General features: G+C 49.8%; 16 protein-coding genes. 2 read left to right on the top strand and 14 right to left on the bottom strand.

Annotation, left to right across the window (positions count from 1 at the left end; translation table 11 throughout):
• Nucleotides 1-233: 233 nt before the first annotated feature.
• Nucleotides 234-2,780, bottom strand: coding sequence for a PAS domain-containing sensor histidine kinase (locus tag B051_RS0108185; protein ID WP_018477710.1), 2,547 nt, complete (start codon nt 2,778-2,780; stop codon nt 234-236).
• Between the two features lie 473 nt (nt 2,781-3,253).
• Nucleotides 3,254-5,224 (bottom strand): PAS domain-containing sensor histidine kinase, encoded by a 1,971-nt coding sequence (locus tag B051_RS21965; protein WP_083919437.1) that lies wholly within the window; start codon nt 5,222-5,224, stop codon nt 3,254-3,256.
• Nucleotides 5,225-5,594: 370 nt separating this feature from the next.
• Here B051_RS21965 and B051_RS0108170 point away from each other — a divergent pair, with 370 nt between their 5' ends.
• Nucleotides 5,595-5,930 (top strand): 4a-hydroxytetrahydrobiopterin dehydratase, encoded by a 336-nt coding sequence (locus B051_RS0108170; RefSeq protein ID WP_018477707.1) that lies wholly within the window; start codon nt 5,595-5,597, stop codon nt 5,928-5,930.
• A 465-nt stretch (nt 5,931-6,395) separates the two neighbouring features.
• On the top strand, nt 6,396-7,418 hold the full coding sequence (locus B051_RS0108165) for a rod shape-determining protein (protein ID WP_018477706.1): 1,023 nt from the start codon (nt 6,396-6,398) through the stop codon (nt 7,416-7,418).
• A 71-nt stretch (nt 7,419-7,489) separates the two neighbouring features.
• Here B051_RS0108165 and B051_RS0108160 read toward each other — a convergent pair whose 3' ends face one another.
• The 12 genes from B051_RS0108160 to ygiD form a co-directional block, all read right to left on the bottom strand.
• Complete coding sequence (locus B051_RS0108160) at nt 7,490-8,101, bottom strand: DUF417 family protein (protein WP_018477705.1); 612 nt, start codon at nt 8,099-8,101, stop codon at nt 7,490-7,492.
• Nucleotides 8,102-8,149: 48 nt separating this feature from the next.
• Nucleotides 8,150-8,977 (bottom strand): helix-turn-helix domain-containing protein, encoded by an 828-nt coding sequence (locus tag B051_RS0108155; RefSeq protein WP_033316811.1) that lies wholly within the window; start codon nt 8,975-8,977, stop codon nt 8,150-8,152.
• Nucleotides 8,978-9,067: 90 nt separating this feature from the next.
• Nucleotides 9,068-9,346 (bottom strand): GNAT family N-acetyltransferase, encoded by a 279-nt coding sequence (locus tag B051_RS0108150; RefSeq protein WP_018477703.1) that lies wholly within the window; start codon nt 9,344-9,346, stop codon nt 9,068-9,070.
• A gap of 4 nt (nt 9,347-9,350) precedes the next feature.
• Nucleotides 9,351-9,986 (bottom strand): alpha/beta hydrolase, encoded by a 636-nt coding sequence (locus B051_RS0108145; protein WP_018477702.1) that lies wholly within the window; start codon nt 9,984-9,986, stop codon nt 9,351-9,353.
• Nucleotides 9,987-10,023: 37 nt separating this feature from the next.
• Entirely contained in the window at nt 10,024-10,392 is a 369-nt protein-coding gene (locus tag B051_RS0108140; RefSeq protein ID WP_018477701.1) for a cupin domain-containing protein, read from the bottom strand.
• Between the two features lie 51 nt (nt 10,393-10,443).
• Nucleotides 10,444-11,379, bottom strand: a complete 936-nt coding sequence (locus B051_RS0108135; RefSeq protein WP_018477700.1) for a ring-cleaving dioxygenase — start codon at nt 11,377-11,379, stop codon at nt 10,444-10,446.
• A gap of 131 nt (nt 11,380-11,510) precedes the next feature.
• Entirely contained in the window at nt 11,511-11,963 is a 453-nt protein-coding gene (locus B051_RS0108130; protein ID WP_018477699.1) for a DoxX family protein, read from the bottom strand.
• Between the two features lie 20 nt (nt 11,964-11,983).
• Nucleotides 11,984-12,556 (bottom strand): YceI family protein, encoded by a 573-nt coding sequence (locus B051_RS0108125; RefSeq protein WP_018477698.1) that lies wholly within the window; start codon nt 12,554-12,556, stop codon nt 11,984-11,986.
• A 48-nt stretch (nt 12,557-12,604) separates the two neighbouring features.
• Nucleotides 12,605-13,261 (bottom strand): NADPH-dependent F420 reductase, encoded by a 657-nt coding sequence (locus B051_RS0108120; protein ID WP_033316764.1) that lies wholly within the window; start codon nt 13,259-13,261, stop codon nt 12,605-12,607.
• Nucleotides 13,262-13,379: 118 nt separating this feature from the next.
• On the bottom strand, nt 13,380-13,958 hold the full coding sequence (locus B051_RS0108115; RefSeq protein WP_018477696.1) for a Crp/Fnr family transcriptional regulator: 579 nt from the start codon (nt 13,956-13,958) through the stop codon (nt 13,380-13,382).
• 178 nt (nt 13,959-14,136) lie between these two features.
• On the bottom strand, nt 14,137-15,108 hold the full coding sequence (locus B051_RS0108110) for an aldo/keto reductase (RefSeq protein ID WP_018477695.1): 972 nt from the start codon (nt 15,106-15,108) through the stop codon (nt 14,137-14,139).
• A 133-nt stretch (nt 15,109-15,241) separates the two neighbouring features.
• The gene (ygiD, locus tag B051_RS0108105) at nt 15,242-16,075 is read right to left on the bottom strand and encodes a 4,5-DOPA-extradiol-dioxygenase (RefSeq protein WP_018477694.1); all 834 of its coding nucleotides are present in this window, start codon (nt 16,073-16,075) and stop codon (nt 15,242-15,244) included.
• Nucleotides 16,076-16,243: the final 168 nt, after the last annotated feature.

Genomic DNA, 16,243 nt, shown 5'->3' with positions numbered 1-16,243 from the left:
CTACCTGGTTTCTCCTTCTCTCAGGTAAAAACATCCTTGGGATAAATTGATTTCCTGAAGTTGAACAGACCGCCAACATATTTTGCGTACCGTCACCACAACATAGAGTATCCACTCTGTATTGTAATGAAGAAATGTATTCATGCGTTAGCCACAAGAAGGATAAGCATTGCTACAAATGCTTTTTTCTGAATCACAGGCGTTTCTCTGGATTCTAGGTAATGAAGTCAAACCTATAGGCTATTTGCCTTCAGGTAAACTCTGAAAATAGTTCCTATACCTTCTTCACTTTCTACCTCAATCCTGCCGCCTACGTTGTCAACGATTCTTTTCACCATGTACAAACCAATACCAGAACCATCGACATGGTCATGGAAGCGCCTGAACATGGTATACAGTTTACCTTGGTTCTTGACGCTCATTCCTAGGCCATTGTCCTCAATAGTCAGCACCAGGTACTCTTCTTCCTGGTGGCTGGCAAGTTTAACAATTGGAGTTCGTTCTGGATGATGGTACTTTATAGCGTTGGCCAAAAGGTTGTAAATGATGCTCCTCAGGTTCTTTCTTGAAAATGAGACCGAAGTAGCTTCGTCCATACTCACTTTCAATTGTGCTCCTGATTCTCTTATATTGTTCTCTAAATCAAGCACCACTTCCCTTACTAATTCTGACAGGTTTACAGATGTTGTTTCCTGATTTTCATCTTTCTGTAGTTTAGTGATTTCTGTAAGGCTGGAGATGGTTCTCTTGAAGCGGTTTACGGCCTCTTGCATCATACTTGTGATGTATTTCACTTCACTCTGCTGATAGTCTTCTGCAGAAAGCTCCAATAACAGTTCTTCCAGAAGCCTCTCGATATTGTAAATCGGTGCCCGCAAATCGTGTGACGCGGTGTAGATGAAGTTGTCCAGGTCAATGTTGGTGTACGTCAGGCGTTGGTTGGTTGCGCCCAATTCTTTGTTCGCGGTTTGTAGTTCCAGGTTTATGGCCGCTAGTTCTTCAGCCAATGCCAGAGCTTTCTGCTCACTTTTTTCTACCGCCTTGCGTGCTTCTACCTGGTCTGTAATGTCGGTTACCAGTGTATAAAAGCCTTTTACCTCACCGTTCTGTACATCAGGTACATAGGTGGTCTGAATATGTTTTTTAAAGTCCTCACGGTATGGCATAGAGGCCTCAAAGTCGACCCGCTCACCGGAGAGCGCCCGGTCCATGTACGCGCTTGTATTATCATAGGCTTGCTGGCCCACCACGTCTTTTACGTACCGCCCGATTAGGTCACTAGCCTTTATTGGGAACCACTTTTCGTAAGCTTTATTGGTAAAACGGTATTTTCGTTCTTTATCAAGGTAGCCAATGAGCACCGGCAACGAGTCGGTGACAAGCCGCAATTGGTTTGCACTCGCTTCTACTGCTTTTCGAGCCTCAACCTGCTCAGTAACTTCCAGCGCAAAAACGATTACGCCATCTACTATACCTTCTTCATTGTGGCGAGCTTGTTGGATGTAGCGAAAATACCTGTCTTCAAGCACGCCATCTCCAGGGCGAGCGATAGGTATAAACATTTCGGTTTCTTCGTGCGTTTGCCCCGTTTCGTATACCTGCCTGAATGTCTTGTAAACAGGATTGTTTTTTATTTCAGGCAAGGCCTCTAAAATAGGTTTACCCAGCAAAACGCGGCCCGGGAAAAGCATTGCATAGCCTGGATTGACCAGTTCATAGACTAACTCAGGACCATCCAGAATGCAGATTGCTGCTGGTGCCCTCATAAACAAGTCGGTGAGCCTTTTACTCTGCCATTCTGCTTCGGCTTCGGCCAGTTGTAACTCCTTAGTCCTGCGCTCAACCCGTTGCTCCAGTTCCTGGTTTAAGTTTTGTAAGGCTTCAGCAGTATTTTCGACCTGTCTGCGCGCCTCAACAAAGTCCGTCACATCCAATGCAAAAATCAATATGCCGTTCACCTTGCCCTGTGCATCAAATAAGGCCTGGTAAATGAAGTTCCAGTAGATATCTTCTACTGGTTTCCCTTCATAACGAGCCACTGGAATCAGGATTTCTTTCCCCTCGAAGGTTTCGCCTGTTTGGTAGACATTCTGGATGATATCATACACAATCTGATTTCTTAGCTCCGGCAATGCCTCGAACAGCGAGAGGCCCATCATCTGGCGCCCTGGGAAGAGTTGCTGGTAGGCACTGTTAAGCACTTTGTAAACAAAGTCTGGCCCTTCCAGTATGGCACAGGCAGCGGGTGCCTGTTCGAACAGGCGCTCCAGGCGCAGGCGTTGCTGTTGTGCGTCCGCCAGGGCTTCCTGTTCCCTTCTCCTACTTTCCTCTAACAGCGCTTGGGCCTTTACGCTGTCCGTAATATTGACCGTTTCATGTACTACACACGTCACTTTCCCATCCTGGTCTAGCACAGGAGTGTTGGTTGTGCTCCAGAAGCGCTGTAAGAATTGTCCAGGATTATCGGGGTCGGGGATATCGTATTGGAGTGTTCCTGCTTGATGCTGCTTTCCAGTTGAAAGTACCTTTTCAATGGATGCCTTGATACTCTTTGATTCGCCTTCCGGCACTTCTGGATTATCTGGAAATACATTAAAAAGATATTTTCCGATAACCTGTTCCCGATGAGTCAATGTTTCACGCAGGTAGGCGTCTGTAGCCCCCAGTATGATGAGTTGTGGCGAAACCACAAGAACAAGACCCGCTTGAGACTCAAAAACGGATTGGAAGCTAAATTGCTGATTTTGTTTCTCCTCTTGCGAAGAAGGGCTATAGGCCATACGGAAGCATTTATTCTTATTTGGTTACACGGGAGCATTTATGCTCTTTAATCGTGCTGTATCTTTGTGCAAACAATAGAATCCTGACTATGGCTTGAACTCCAGCAATTTAGGTATACCTTGGTTGAAGTATACGCACATATAAGGTATAGCTGGAAGCAAATACAGCTAAAATTTAAGCTGATTTTCGAATATTTTCAAATTAAAGATGCTTCCTTACGAAGCCCCATGGCTGTTAGCTTCTACCCACTGGCTGCTGTTCTCGCTGCTCAATTTGTGAATCACACTCCTATTCGGAAGCAAGCGAGTTATACTTTTGGTTTGGTTGTTCCAGAACTATGGATTGTAGTAAGTACCTAATCGTATGGAGTGAGGTGCATTGATACTATGGTGAAGTATATAGTAAATATACAGTTATAGCCATCCTATACCTGGCCACAATATAAATTATGCTCCCGATGGTAAGTCTTCTTTTAATCTTGGTTATTGGCAGCAGCAATAGGTAGTGCTGGTCCTTGCTTGAAGTATACCCTGAACACAGAACCTTCGCTTTGGACGCTCTCCACTTCTATCCTGTCACCGGTATTATCCAGTATCTTTTTCACCAGGTATAGCCCAACGCCTGAGCCTTCCACATGGTCGTGGGCGCGTTTGAACATGCCAAAGATTTTGCTTTTCTGTCCTTCTGATATACCTAAACCATTATCAGCTACTGACAATACAAACTCACCTGTGTCAGCCACGGAGGTGCTGATGGTCACTTCTGGTGTTTTGGCTGGATTGGCATATTTGATGGCGTTCGACACCAGGTTGAACAGAATGCTACGCACATTCTTGCGGGAATACCGCAACGACTCAAACCCTGTTGTGGCTGTAGTAATCTTCACTGACTTCGAAAGGATATTGCTGCTCAGGGTTTCTTTTACCTCCTCTATCATGGCAGGAATATCTACCTCTTCAGGCGCTGTCTTGTCCTGCTGCAGCTTTGTCACGTCGGACAAATCGTCTATCGTTTTCTTAAGCTTCTCAACGGCGCCTCCCATCATTCGGAACAGTGCTTCGTGCTTCCCAACATCAGCGCCCAAGTCCTCCTTCAGTGCAATCAACAGCCCTTCCAAATTGATGACAGGTGATTTCAAATCGTGTGAAGCGGTATACACGAAGCTGTCCAGCTCATTGTTGATTCTCACCAGCTCCAGGTTGCGCCGCATCAGTTCCTCGTTGCGGCGGCGTTCGGTCAGGTCGCGCGTGATTTTAGCAAAGCCAAGCAGGCGTTTGTTCTGGTTGTAAATAGGCGAAAGCACAACATTCGCCCAGAAGGCGGTGCCGTCTTTCCGGATACGCCAGCCTTCGTCCTCGAATTGACCGTTGGCCAACGCCGTTTTCAGCTCAAACTGAGGAAAGCCTTGCGCAACAGCCTCCCGCGGGTAGAAAACCGAGAAATGTTTCCCGATAACCTCTTTCGCCTCATACCCTTTGATGCGCTCTGCTCCCTCGTTCCAACTCATAATGATGCCGTCGGGGCTCAGCATCAAAATGGAGTAGTCCCTGACGCTGTTTATCAGCAGGCGGCTTTTCTCTTCGCTTTCCTTGAGTTCCTCATTTGACCGGTACAGTTGCTGCTCCAGTTTCTTCTTATCTGTTAAGTCACGCGTGATTTTAGAGAAGCCCAACAGCTGCCCTTGCGCGTCTCGCACAGCGGTGAGCACGGTGTTGGCCCAGTAGGCGGAGCCGTCCTTTCTGTATCTCCACCCTTCATCCTCAAACCTGCCATTCGCTTTTGCCTGTCCTAGCTCGTACTCCGGGAAACCCCTTTCTATATCCTCACGGCTGTAGAACTTCGAGAAATACTTTCCGATAATCTCATTCGCCTCATACCCTTTCATCCTCCTGGCGCCTTCGTTCCAACTGGCGATGTTACCAGCCGAATCGAGCATGATGATAGCATAGTCGCGCACCCCCTCAATAAGCAGGCGGAACTTCTCCTCACTCTCCTTCAGTTCCTGATAGGCATGTTGCAAGTCTTCCTCGGCTTTCTTTTTTTCCGAGAGGTTGCGGGTGACCTTTGAGAAGCCAAGCAGTGTTTTGTCTTTGTCATACATCGGGGTGATGATGACATTTGCCCAGAAAACGGTTCCGTCTTTTCTGACGCGCCACCCCAAGTCTTCATACCTGCCGTGCTTTAGAGCCTCTTTGAGTTCAGTGGCTGGATAATCCCGATTGATATCCGCCGCCGTATAGAAAACCGAGAAGTGCTGCCCGATTATCTCCTCCGCTTTGTACTGCTTTATCAGTTCAGCACCGATATTCCAGGAGATGATGTGCCCCGTAGGGTCTAACATGAATACGGCGTAGTCGGCTATATTATCGACTAGCAGCCTGTAATAATCATCTGGTAACCTATTGTCGTACTTGGGTGAAACAACTTCTGGCACTAGGCTCATGGCAGTTATATAAACTTATGGGTAAAGTTCCTCTCGGAGTCTAGTACGCAATATAACAGCTTGTTGGACATAACCCAATGCACCAACCTTGGGGTGAGGCTAATCAGAGTGGTTGAGGGAGCGTTAAATACAAAGTTAAAACACTGATTCTGTGCTCTTATCCTCATTAACAAACTGAGTGCATTTTCATGATTTAAAATTTACTAGATAGGGAACGTATACATAAGCTACTTTTCGCTCTCAGCATACCCCGGGCTCGGTTCAAGCGATATGAAAACCAAAATATGACTTCATTCATACCAGCTCTTTACGTATGGGTGTCCGTTAACTGTACACTATCGAAGGCATTCATCATTTAAGAAAATACACCATGGCACTTACAGATAAAAAATGCGTACCATGCGAGGGCGGTATACCTGCTATTGAAGGGGAGTCAATCGGGAGCTACACCTGCCAACTTAAAAGCAAGTGGGAAGTGGTGGAGGGCAAGAAACTGCGCCAAGCGTTCTCCTTTCCTGATTTCAAAGGAGCGATGGATTTCGCCAATAAGGTGGCCGCCATCGCCGAGGACGAGGGGCACCATCCTGACCTGCACATTGCCTGGGGCAAAGTCGTAGTGGAACTCTATACCCACGCCATTGGAGGCTTGTCGGAAAACGACTTCATTGTAGCAGCCAAGATTGACGAGCTGGCCGACAAGATATAGGGTTGATGGCGACGCACCAGGCATTTCCTTACGCCTGCGTTGAGCCAGGAAACGGCTGTCATGAAAAAGATAGCCTAGTACAATTTTAATATACTGAGCAAAGATTACATTCCTTCAAAGCTGGCATCTTATCTCTTGCATTTTAACCTAGCAATGGCGTACTTTGAGGTATAAACGAAGGTTGTTTTTGTTACCATTCTGCTCCATACTTTTCCATTTCCTAAAGCCGCTTACGGGTTTTGTAGCAGCATCTCATCATGTTTCGTTATCGGATGAGTTGAATGGGTATTGCCTTTGCTTTCTGACCTCTCCCAAGGACTTCAACAGGTAAGCCGGACTCCCGGCTTCAAATCACCCCATACCAAAGTGCCGTGGCCTGTACCAACATGCCTTGGCACGAATTCATACACAGGCTTATAGGCCTATAACCGATGGAGTTGCTTCCATACCTTTTTAATCCAGCATATGCGTTTTTTTAATTTTCTTCAACAGGACATTGCCATTGACATCGGTACGGCCAATTTTCTGGTGCTGCACCAGGACAAGGTGATAGTGGATGAACCATCCATCATTGCCTTCAACTACACAACCGGTGAAGTAGTGGCGATAGGAAGACAGGCAGAGCAGATGGTGGGGAAAGAACACGAGAACATCCGCATTGTAAGGCCGCTCAAGAATGGGGTGATTGCTGATTTCCATGCGGCTGAGCACATGATAAAAGGTATGCTGAAGCTGAGCGAGCGCGGCAAATTCGGGCTTTCTCCCTCCTACAAGATGGTGGTCTGCGTGCCAGCAGGTATAACGGAGGTGGAAAAACGCGCCATAAGGGACTCTACCGTCATTGCCGGAGCCAAAGAGGTATACCTGATTCACGAGCCTGTTGCCGCCGCCATTGGTATGGGCCTGGACGTGCAGGAACCGACCGGCCACATGATTATTGACATTGGGGGTGGCACGACCGAGATAGCCGTGATTGCCCTGAGTGGTATTGTCTGTGCACAATCTGTTCGGATTGCCGGTAATAACTTTGACGAGGACATCCTGGAGTACATACGCCGTGAGCACAGCATGCTCATTGGCCGTCGCACCGCCGAAAGAATTAAATTGGAAGTAGGCGCTGCCTTGGATGATTTGTCAGAGCCGCCAGCGCCGTATGCGGTGAAAGGCCGCAACCTGATGAACGGACTGCCTAAACAGGTTTCTATTACGCACCACGACATTGCCTCCTGCCTGGACCGTTCGTTGACCAAGATAGAAGAGGCTGTGCTGCTCACCCTGGAGATGACGCCACCTGAATTGTCCTCTGATATCCATCAGTCTGGCATTTACCTGACTGGCGGCGGCGCGCTGCTGCGCGGCCTGGACAAGCGCCTATCCCGCAAAACCAAGCTCCCCATCCATGTGGTGGACACGCCGCTTCGCTCAGTTGTGAACGGAACAGGTATAGCCCTGAAGAACCTGGATAATTTCAAATTCCTGATGCGGTAGTGCAGCCGCTGATACAGACTGTGCAGCTGTCAGAAATGACATAGAGAAAGGCTAGGCTTTCTGCACCCATGCTATGCGGGTATGGCTGTCTCCTTTGCCGCTGGTATTGTCTTCTTTTGATGCAACAACCTGTTTGCTGCATCAGAGGCTACAACCAGGCCGGCAGCCAACATGATGACATCCTTGAGCACCAGCCTTCCGGCTCCGGAAAGAAACGGGAAGCCATGGTCAGGGCCATCTAAATCAGGCACATATACCTCGGGTGTAGTCATCAGGAATGACAGCGTGACCAGTGACATGCCTGCCGTCAGCAGGCCTCCTATCAAGCCTATGCCAGCATGGAACAAACCGCCCAGCGTGAGCAAGCCGATTATGACGATGACAGTGCCTAGGGCATAAGAAAAAACATAGGTGCCGTTCTCCTGGTGCCAGGCTATGTTCCGCGGAACCACCTCCCCTTCCTTATTCTTGTACTGGGCGTATTCAGGTGCGTCTTTCGTATAGAAAAAACTCATGACCGGGCTGTTTGCCACAAAGGCAACAATGCCGTCCGCCTCATACTGAAAAGCCTTCAATACCCCTATCCAGGCCATCACAATGAAAATCGAAATCCGTAGCAGGTGAATGAAGAGTCGTTGTGCGTGTGCCAGGGTATGGAGCAGTCGTTGGAATGTATCTTTCATAGCACAAAGCTACTTTTTACCTTCTCCAGTCGCCATGGACAGATTCCGCTATCTCATGGACGAATCCGCCACAATGGAGATGCCCACCTTCTCTCGGAAGACGGTAGGCGAGACGCCGGTGTGCTTTTTGAAGAAACGACTGAAGTAGTGCTCATCTTCGAAACGTAAGGCCGCAGCCACTTCTTTGACGCTTTTGCGGGTCAGGTGGAGTTCTTTCTTGGCTTCCAGCACCACTCGTTCCTGTATGAGCTGCGAGGGCGATTTGCCAAAGTAACTTTTGCACCTTTTGGCAAACGTGGTTGGTGACAGCGCCAACTCAGTTGCATAAAAGTCTATCGTGCGGTTGTTCAGGAAGTGTTTTTCCAGCAGCTCTTTGAATTGTTCTATACCTGATGGGGCCTCGGCGACTTTCAGGGATTGCATCTGCAGCTTGGTACGACTTGAAAAGGCTAAAATAAGCTGCAGGTAAGTGCGCAGGATGGGCTCCGAGAAGGGCTGGTTCTGCTTTATTTCGCTGCGTATCCGGTTAAAGATGGTGTGCAGTTCGCCGTCGTGCAGGGGGATGAAGGGCTGCTTGTAGATGTTGTTGAACAGCAAGCCGTTGCAGGCAACCTCCTGCTTGTGATACTCAATGCAGTAGAAATCTCCATGGAACGAGAGCTGCTCAATTCTCAAATCAGGAGTACCGTTTAAAAGTATATGCTGGTAGGGCGATGTGAACAAAGCGACTCTCCCTTGAAATGCATACTCTACGAAATCGACGCTGATGGTGCCGCTGCCTTCCAACAGGAAAATGTTGTAGTACTTCAATTCCAACGGACGTGTACTGGCATGGCCATCCAAGGTGCGCAAATGGAAGAGTTCTTCGTAAGCCATCATCTCAAAACTTACTGACGCATTGAAAGAAGCGTTTTGGTTCAGGTATAGCGATGAACCTGCAAAGCAGTCAACGTTAACCTTCCCTGCTTACTTTTTCACCAGAAAATCGTATTCCGGATGCTTTTTCAGGTATGCCTTCACGTAAGGGCACAGTGGGGTTACCTTCAGGTTTTGAGCAGCTATCTGCTCCAGGGCCTGCTTGGTCATGGTTCCAGCTATACCTTGGCCTCCAAGCTCCTTCGGCACCTCGGTGTGCAGTAACTTAATCTGGCCTGGGGAAGCTTCATATTCGATGAAGGCTGTTTTGCCTGCTACTTCTGCCTCAAAGCGATGTTGGTCGGTATTATTTTTCACTTCTATCTCCATGGTACTAATCTTTTTGTGGTGCCGTCAGTACCTGCTTAGCTAAGTTAAGCTCTTCCTGCAGAATCGTGTGCGGGCGTCCTGGGTATACCTTCTTGGTCACGTTGGCGCCCAGCTTCTCCATCACCTTTACTGTCTCCTCTACCCTACTCACGGGCACGTGCGGGTCTGGGTCACCAGTAGTGATGAGAACGGGTGTTCCGGCAAAGTCGCCTTTGTAGTTGCCAGTGTCCAAGTGCTGGCCAATGAGTCCTCCTGTGAAAATAAGCAATCCGCCATACCTTTGCGCATTACGGGAGGAATATTCTGAGGTAAGGCAGGCGCCTTGGGAAAAACCAGCCAGGTATAGGTGTTCCGTTTTTATATTCTGTTCCAGTATGCTCTTCACCAGTTCATCGAGCCTATCCAGGGCGGAGTCCAGCGCTGGTTGGTTCTGCTCCTGCGGAGCTAAAAAACTATAAGGGTACCAGCTGTGGTTGGTAGCTTGCGGAGCAAATAAACTAAAATCCTGAACCGGCAGGTGCGAGGCCAGGTCCAGTATGCTCTCAGCGGTGGCGCCACGGCCGTGTATCAAAATCAGTGCTTTACCGGTCTCTGACAGCGGCTTTCCCTTCGTCTTTACGTCTTTCTGATGTGTGTACATGGTCTTCTCTGTTTGTCTTAGGTATAGCGCTTCTGCTTTAGGGCTTTTCCTTCAGCGTCACGAAAACGGAGCTGCGAACAGCCTGTTGCAGGTTGCGCGTCTTGTGGCCCTTGCCCGTGGTGTCTTCTAGCAGTAGCACCTGCCCCGTTTCAAAACGCCGCTTTTCGCCCAGCGATGTCTCTATCTCGATTCCGCCGTCCAGCAGAAAGATGTATTGGCGGGCGGGAGCGTTGTGAAAGTCGTAGTCGTAGGAAGGGACCACTTTACGGAAGATGACGCTATCGGCCACCTCTGGCTCAGACAGAAATCCTATCTCTCCTTCCGGGTCCAAGGGCTGCAAAAAATCCTCAAAGCGGCTGTCGCCGTTCTCGTCGGCGTACAGGCGGGTGATGGCAAATGCTTCCATACGTATTCTCCTTCTACCTATTTGTATTGTAAAATCTCGCCTTGCTCGGACTCAATCTACTTTGGGCAGCACAGCTTCTATCTCGGCTCTGCGTGGCTCGTACTGTGGCGGCAACAGCAGGCTCGAGCCCAGTTTATCCCATGGCTCATCGATACCGAAGCCCGGGTTGTCGGTGGCAATTTCGAAAAGCACACCGCCCGGCTCGCGGAAGTAGAGCGAATAGAAATAATTGCGGTCGATCTTGTTGGTGATGTTGTAACCTAGAACAGCGATTTTGCCATGGAAACCCATCAGCACCTCTTCGTCCTTCACACGGAAGGCGATGTGGTGGTTCGTGCCCGCCCCGCCAACGCCGCGCGCCTCATTCGGCAGTTCCGTCAGGTCGATGATGTTGGCCGTGTCCACTGCGTCGGTGGTGTAACGGTAACGGTTGCCACTTTTTTCCTGCAGTTCGTAGCCGAAAATATCCGTCAGTACCTGCGCAGTCTTTTCCTTGTTTTGCACCGTCAGCGTCACCCCATGGAAGCCTTTGGTGGCTACCGCCGCTTTCACCCCGTCGGTCTCCCACGGCTTCCTATTATCCTGGTATTTAGGTATAACCAATTCCAGTTTCAGCCCATCGGGGTCCAAGAAAGTCAGGTACTTCTCCCCAAACTTCTCTGAGGGCTTGTTATAGATGACATTGTGTTTCTCAAACCTGTCTAACCAAAAATCGAAGCTGCCATCTGGCACGGCGTAGGCGATGTTGGTGGCCATGCCGGTGCCGGCACTCCCGCGGCGGGCTCCTTCGTAGGGGAAGAAGGTAAGAATAGTGCCAGCGCTTCCTTTTTCATCACCGAAGTAGAAGTGATAGGTGCCCGGGTCGTCGAAATTCACGGTCTTCTTGAGCAGGCGCAGGCCCAGTACTTTGGTATAGAAGTCGAGGTTTTTCTTGGCCATACCGGCAATCGCCGTGATGTGGTGCAGGCCCAGTATCTTGTTTTCCATGGTTATTTCCTTTAGAAGATTATACTCCTATTCTTGAGGAAGCGGTTGGTTTATATATGAAAACCTTATGAGATGTGCATGCGCAGGCTATACCTGACGCCCTGCTGCCTCTGCCGGGAAGTCAACAGCGCCTATTCGGCTACTGCCAACTGCCTGGTGGCAAGCTGCCCAGACTTCTGTTGTAACAGGTAATCGAGGGAGTATTTGCCGCTGCCCGCAAGCAAGAGCACGACGTAAGGCAGCAGGTATAGCAGACCTAATTCCTGCTTGGCGAAAGGGTCGGCACCATGAACATAAAACACGGCTACCAACATGGTTGCAATCAGCGGCAAAGTGGCTAACCTCGTGCCTAAGCCAACGAGTATCAGCAGAGAGCAAATCACCTCGGAGAACACTGCCAAGGCTAGGGAGCTTTCCGCACTTAGACCCAGCACCGCTGGGAACTGTACCGGCTCTCCCGATAGTAGCATGACCAGCTTAGGTATACCGTGCGTCAGCATCAAGGTAGCAACGGCAACCCTACTGATTAGTAGGGCTGCATCTATGCTGGATGGACTTTGATTTACGCTTATCAACTTGTTCATTTTCTGCACTTTTGTTTAGATTATTGCACAAACTCACCGTCTGCTTTGATGCGCACTTCGTCGCTAATCATAGGAGCCGGAAAACCGCTGCCGAGGTTAAAGTCAGAGCGCTTGATGGTGCCAGTCACCTGGAATCCTGCTGTCTGCTTCTTGCTCATTGGGTTCTCCACGGTTCCTTTGTATACCATATCCAACGTCACGGGCTTGGTCACGCCGTTCATAGTCAGGTTGCCGGTCAGTTTGTAGTTGTCTTTGCCTGTCTTCTTCACGGCGGTGCTCTTGAAGGTCAGCTCCGGGAATTTCTCAGCGTTGAAGAAGTCAGGGCTCTTGAGGTGCTTGTCTCTGTCTTCCACGCGTGTGTCAATGGAGGCTGTCTTGGCTTTCAATTCAATGGATGCATCGCTGAAGTCCGGCTTGGTGGAGGTGATGGTGGCATCAAAATCATTGAACGTACCCGTCACATCGGCTATACCCAGGTGAGAAACAGTGAAGGTCAGCTGGGAGTGTGCGTCATCATTCGTCCAGGTGCCATTCAATGTGGTAAAGGCCGAAAGGGATAAGAAAGCGAAAATGATTACGAATATTCTTTTCATGTGTGTGAATTTTGGTTTTTTTGATGAATTGAAATATAAATTATAAGCTTATTGGTGCAGTATTTTCCAACCGGCCAGCCAGTTGTAGTTATACTTCAGGGTCAGTTGCATTAGCAGGATTTGCATGTGCTCCAGAGTTCGGCTAACGGATAAGTCACCCGCCACTATGGGGTTAAAGCCGGCTACGCGTACGAGTTCCGAAACTGTCTGCAGCGCCTCTTCATCCTGACCCGCCACAAAGGCATCCACCTGCTTCCCATCTATAACGGGCGTGGCAAAGTCGGCTGCGAATGTTGTGTTGAAAGCCTTGATGACCTTTGAATTAGGCAGTAATCTCTGTAATTCTTCGGCCGCGCTGGTATTGGGTGCCGTCACCGCGCCATCAAAGCTCTCATTCACCAGATTGGCGATGCTGATGACGATTTTCTGGTTGGCGACCTGTCTGATTCTCTCTGCTACCTCTTTCTCGGCAGCGTAGGGAACCGCTGCAATAATGATGTCGGCTTCCCAGGAAGCGTCCACTGTGCAATCCAGCGCCTCGACATTGGCGGCAGGGTTATCGCGTTTGATTTCGTCCGCCACTGCCTGCACCTTGTCTAGGTTGTTGGCGCACAGCAGTAGCCGGTAATCGCCTTTCGAGAGGCTCTTGGCTAGGGCGGAGCCCATGTTTCCGGAAGCTCCTATTATGGCTATAGTTTGTGTCATCTGATTCCTTTCTATTTGTAACAATACAAAGGTACGGACACGAAAAGCCCAGCACATTGCGCGGAATCAAGAAAAAGCCTTGACTCAAATCAAGGCTTCAGGGTATGGAACTGTATATCTATTTTTTGGAGATGCGCCTTCTGATGCGGCTAAGCGTTTCGGGGGTGAGACCCATGTAAGAGGCGATCATGTGCTGTGGCACGCGTTGGGCAATGTGCGGATATAGCGCGATGAAATCCTGGTACCGTTCATCTAAGGAGGAGCCAATGATGGAGGTGAGTCTCCTCTGCATGGCCAGGTAGGCGCCGGTAATGTTCAGGCGGGTATAGGTCTCGTATTTGGGCATGGTCTGCAGCAGTTCCTCGTGCGCGGTTTTGCTGATGAGCACCAGCTCGGAGTCTTCCAAGGCATCGATGTTATAAGTGGCCGGTTCCCCGGTCAGGAAACTGTACAGGTCCGCGATGGTCCACCCTTCCAGCCCAAACTGGATGATGTGCTCGGCGCTGTTCTCGTCCACCGAGTAAGCCCGCAGAGCCCCTTTCTCAACAAAGGCAATTGCTTTGCAGACATCGCCCTCCTGCAAAAGGTACTGCTTTTTGCGGAGCTTCTTGAAGGTGAGGTGGTCCAGAATCTGGACCTGCTCCTCCCCCGTCAACTGCACTTTCTCGTTGAATTTCTGAAAGAATAAATCGTACATGAACCGTGTCTGCTGTGTTCCTTGATTATGACTCCTGACGCTATGGCCGCCCTACCTGCCAATATAAAGTAGAAAAACCGAACGGCAGGGATTCCCTCAATCTTAGTCCGAATAAAACTTCAAGTTGTAAGTGTTGAAATCAAGTATAGCTGTGCAGGGAATACAGAAGATTGATTAACTATTGCGACCACGCCGTAGGTTCACGGTCCCAGCGGTGCTGTTTCAGTTCTACCAGTAAGTCCTGCGGCAGCCCTTCGCCATCGCTGGTGCCCAGGTTGGATTGCACATGCTGGGGCTTGCGCATGCCTGGTATGGTGGTGCTCACATCGGGATTACTGAGGATGAACCGCAGCGCCATTTCGGGCATCGTCATGCCCTCCGGGATAAGGGGCTTCAGACGGTCGGCATGGGCCACGCTGGCCTGCAGGTTCTCGGGCACGAAATAGGTGCTGCGCCAGTCCTCTTTTGGGAAAGTGGTCTCTAAGGTGAAAGTGCCTGTTAACGTGCCTTCATCAAAAGGCACTCGGGCGATAGTCGCAATGTCCAGTTCGCGGCACAGCGGGAAAAGCGCATCTTCAGGGGCCTGGTCGAAGATGTTGTAGATGACCTGCACGCTGCTGATATGGCCGGTACGCAGCGTGTTCAACACGTTTTCTGGTTCCCAGCGGTTCACGCTCACTCCCATGTGCTGGATTTTGCCTTCGGTTTTCAGCTTCTCCACGGCCCGCTGCCACTCCTCCTGCTCCGCCCAGTTATCTTCCCAGACATGGAACTGCTGCAAATCAATGGTCTCAAGCCCCAGGTTTTTCAGGCTCTTCTCGGTATAGGAAATGATATGGTCGGCAGGAAAGCAGTCCTCTAACTTATACTCCCGCTTGGAGGGCCACTTCATGTTCTTAGGCGGAATCTTGGTCGCCACATACAGCCGCTGGTTAGGGTGGCGTTTGATCAGGCGACCCAGGATTTGCTCGCTCTTTCCCTTGCCATAGCCCCAGGCCGTGTCGAAGAAATTGCAACCGCCTTCCACGGCGATGTCCAACGAGCGTTCCGACTGAGCGTCGTCTGAGTTCGTCCATCCGGCCATCCCCCACATGCCATACCCTATCTCGCTTACTTGCCAGCCTGTGCGGCCAAATCTTCTGTATTCCATATGCTTGAATCTTTTAGCGTAAACGGAAGGAAAACTCCTTCTCCTTCCTGCGTTATTTACCTTCAAGGCATACGCACACCTTAGTCAGATGGCTGCAGAAATCACTCGCTTTGGAAAATGAAGGTATGGGGTATTAGCCTATTTTCACGGAGGTCATGGTAAGCGACCCGCCCACTATTTTGTCGTTGAAGAACGAGACATCGTCTTGGTTGCCTTTCAGGCCGAGGGTATACAGCAAGGGCCAGTAGTGCTCAGGCGTAGGTATAGACAGCAGTGCCTCTTTTCCAAGCTTCTCGTAATGGATGAGTTTATCGTGATGCCCCTTGCTGATGAGGTCCTTGAAGGTGTCGTTCATCTGAATGGCCCAGTCGTAGCCATACTCTTTGTCGTCGAGCCGGTCCCAGGCCACCATCCGGAGGTTGTGCACCATGTTGCCGCTTCCCATAATCAGCACCCCCTTCCGCCTGAGTTGAGTCAGTTCCTTTGCCAGGTCATAGTGGTACTGCGGGCCCTTGGTGTAGTCAATGCTGAGTTGAAGCACAGGTATAGAGGCCTCGGGATACATATGGCGCACAACGGTCCAAGCACCATGGTCCAGTCCCCAGTCGTGGTCCAGTTCCACATCGGTTGATGTGAAAAGGGAGGCTGTCTCCTTGGCAAGGGCAGGGTCGCCGGGTGCTTTGTATTGTACATCGAACAGCTCCTGCGGGAAGCCGCCAAAGTCGTGGATGGTCTTCGGGAAATCCATGGCCGTGATGCGGGTGCCTTTGCTGAGCCAGTGTGCCGATACCACCAGCACAGCCTTGGGGGTTGGAATTTCTTTGGCTAAAGACTTCCATTTCTGACTGAATTCATTGTCCTCAATGCCGTTCATGGGCGTTCCATGACCGATGAACAGTACCGGCATCAGGGCGCCATCTTCCTGAAGGGTACTGGTGAATTTGCTGAATGCTGATAAACTTGTCATACCTACTGCTCCTAGTGCTAACGTCCTGATAAAATGCTTGCGATTCATGTACAGGCGATTGGGCTATACTTTGTTGGATTGGCTGGGCCTCTAGGACCTAACCAATATGATTCTTGTCTATACAAAGGTACAACACTAAGATGCCTTCCTTCATTGATTAGAATCAAG

Origin of the sequence: Pontibacter roseus DSM 17521 (assembly GCF_000373265.1) — a bacterium.
Lineage (GTDB): Bacteria > Bacteroidota > Bacteroidia > Cytophagales > Hymenobacteraceae > Pontibacter > Pontibacter roseus.
This window is presented reverse-complemented; position numbering and strand designations above follow the sequence as displayed.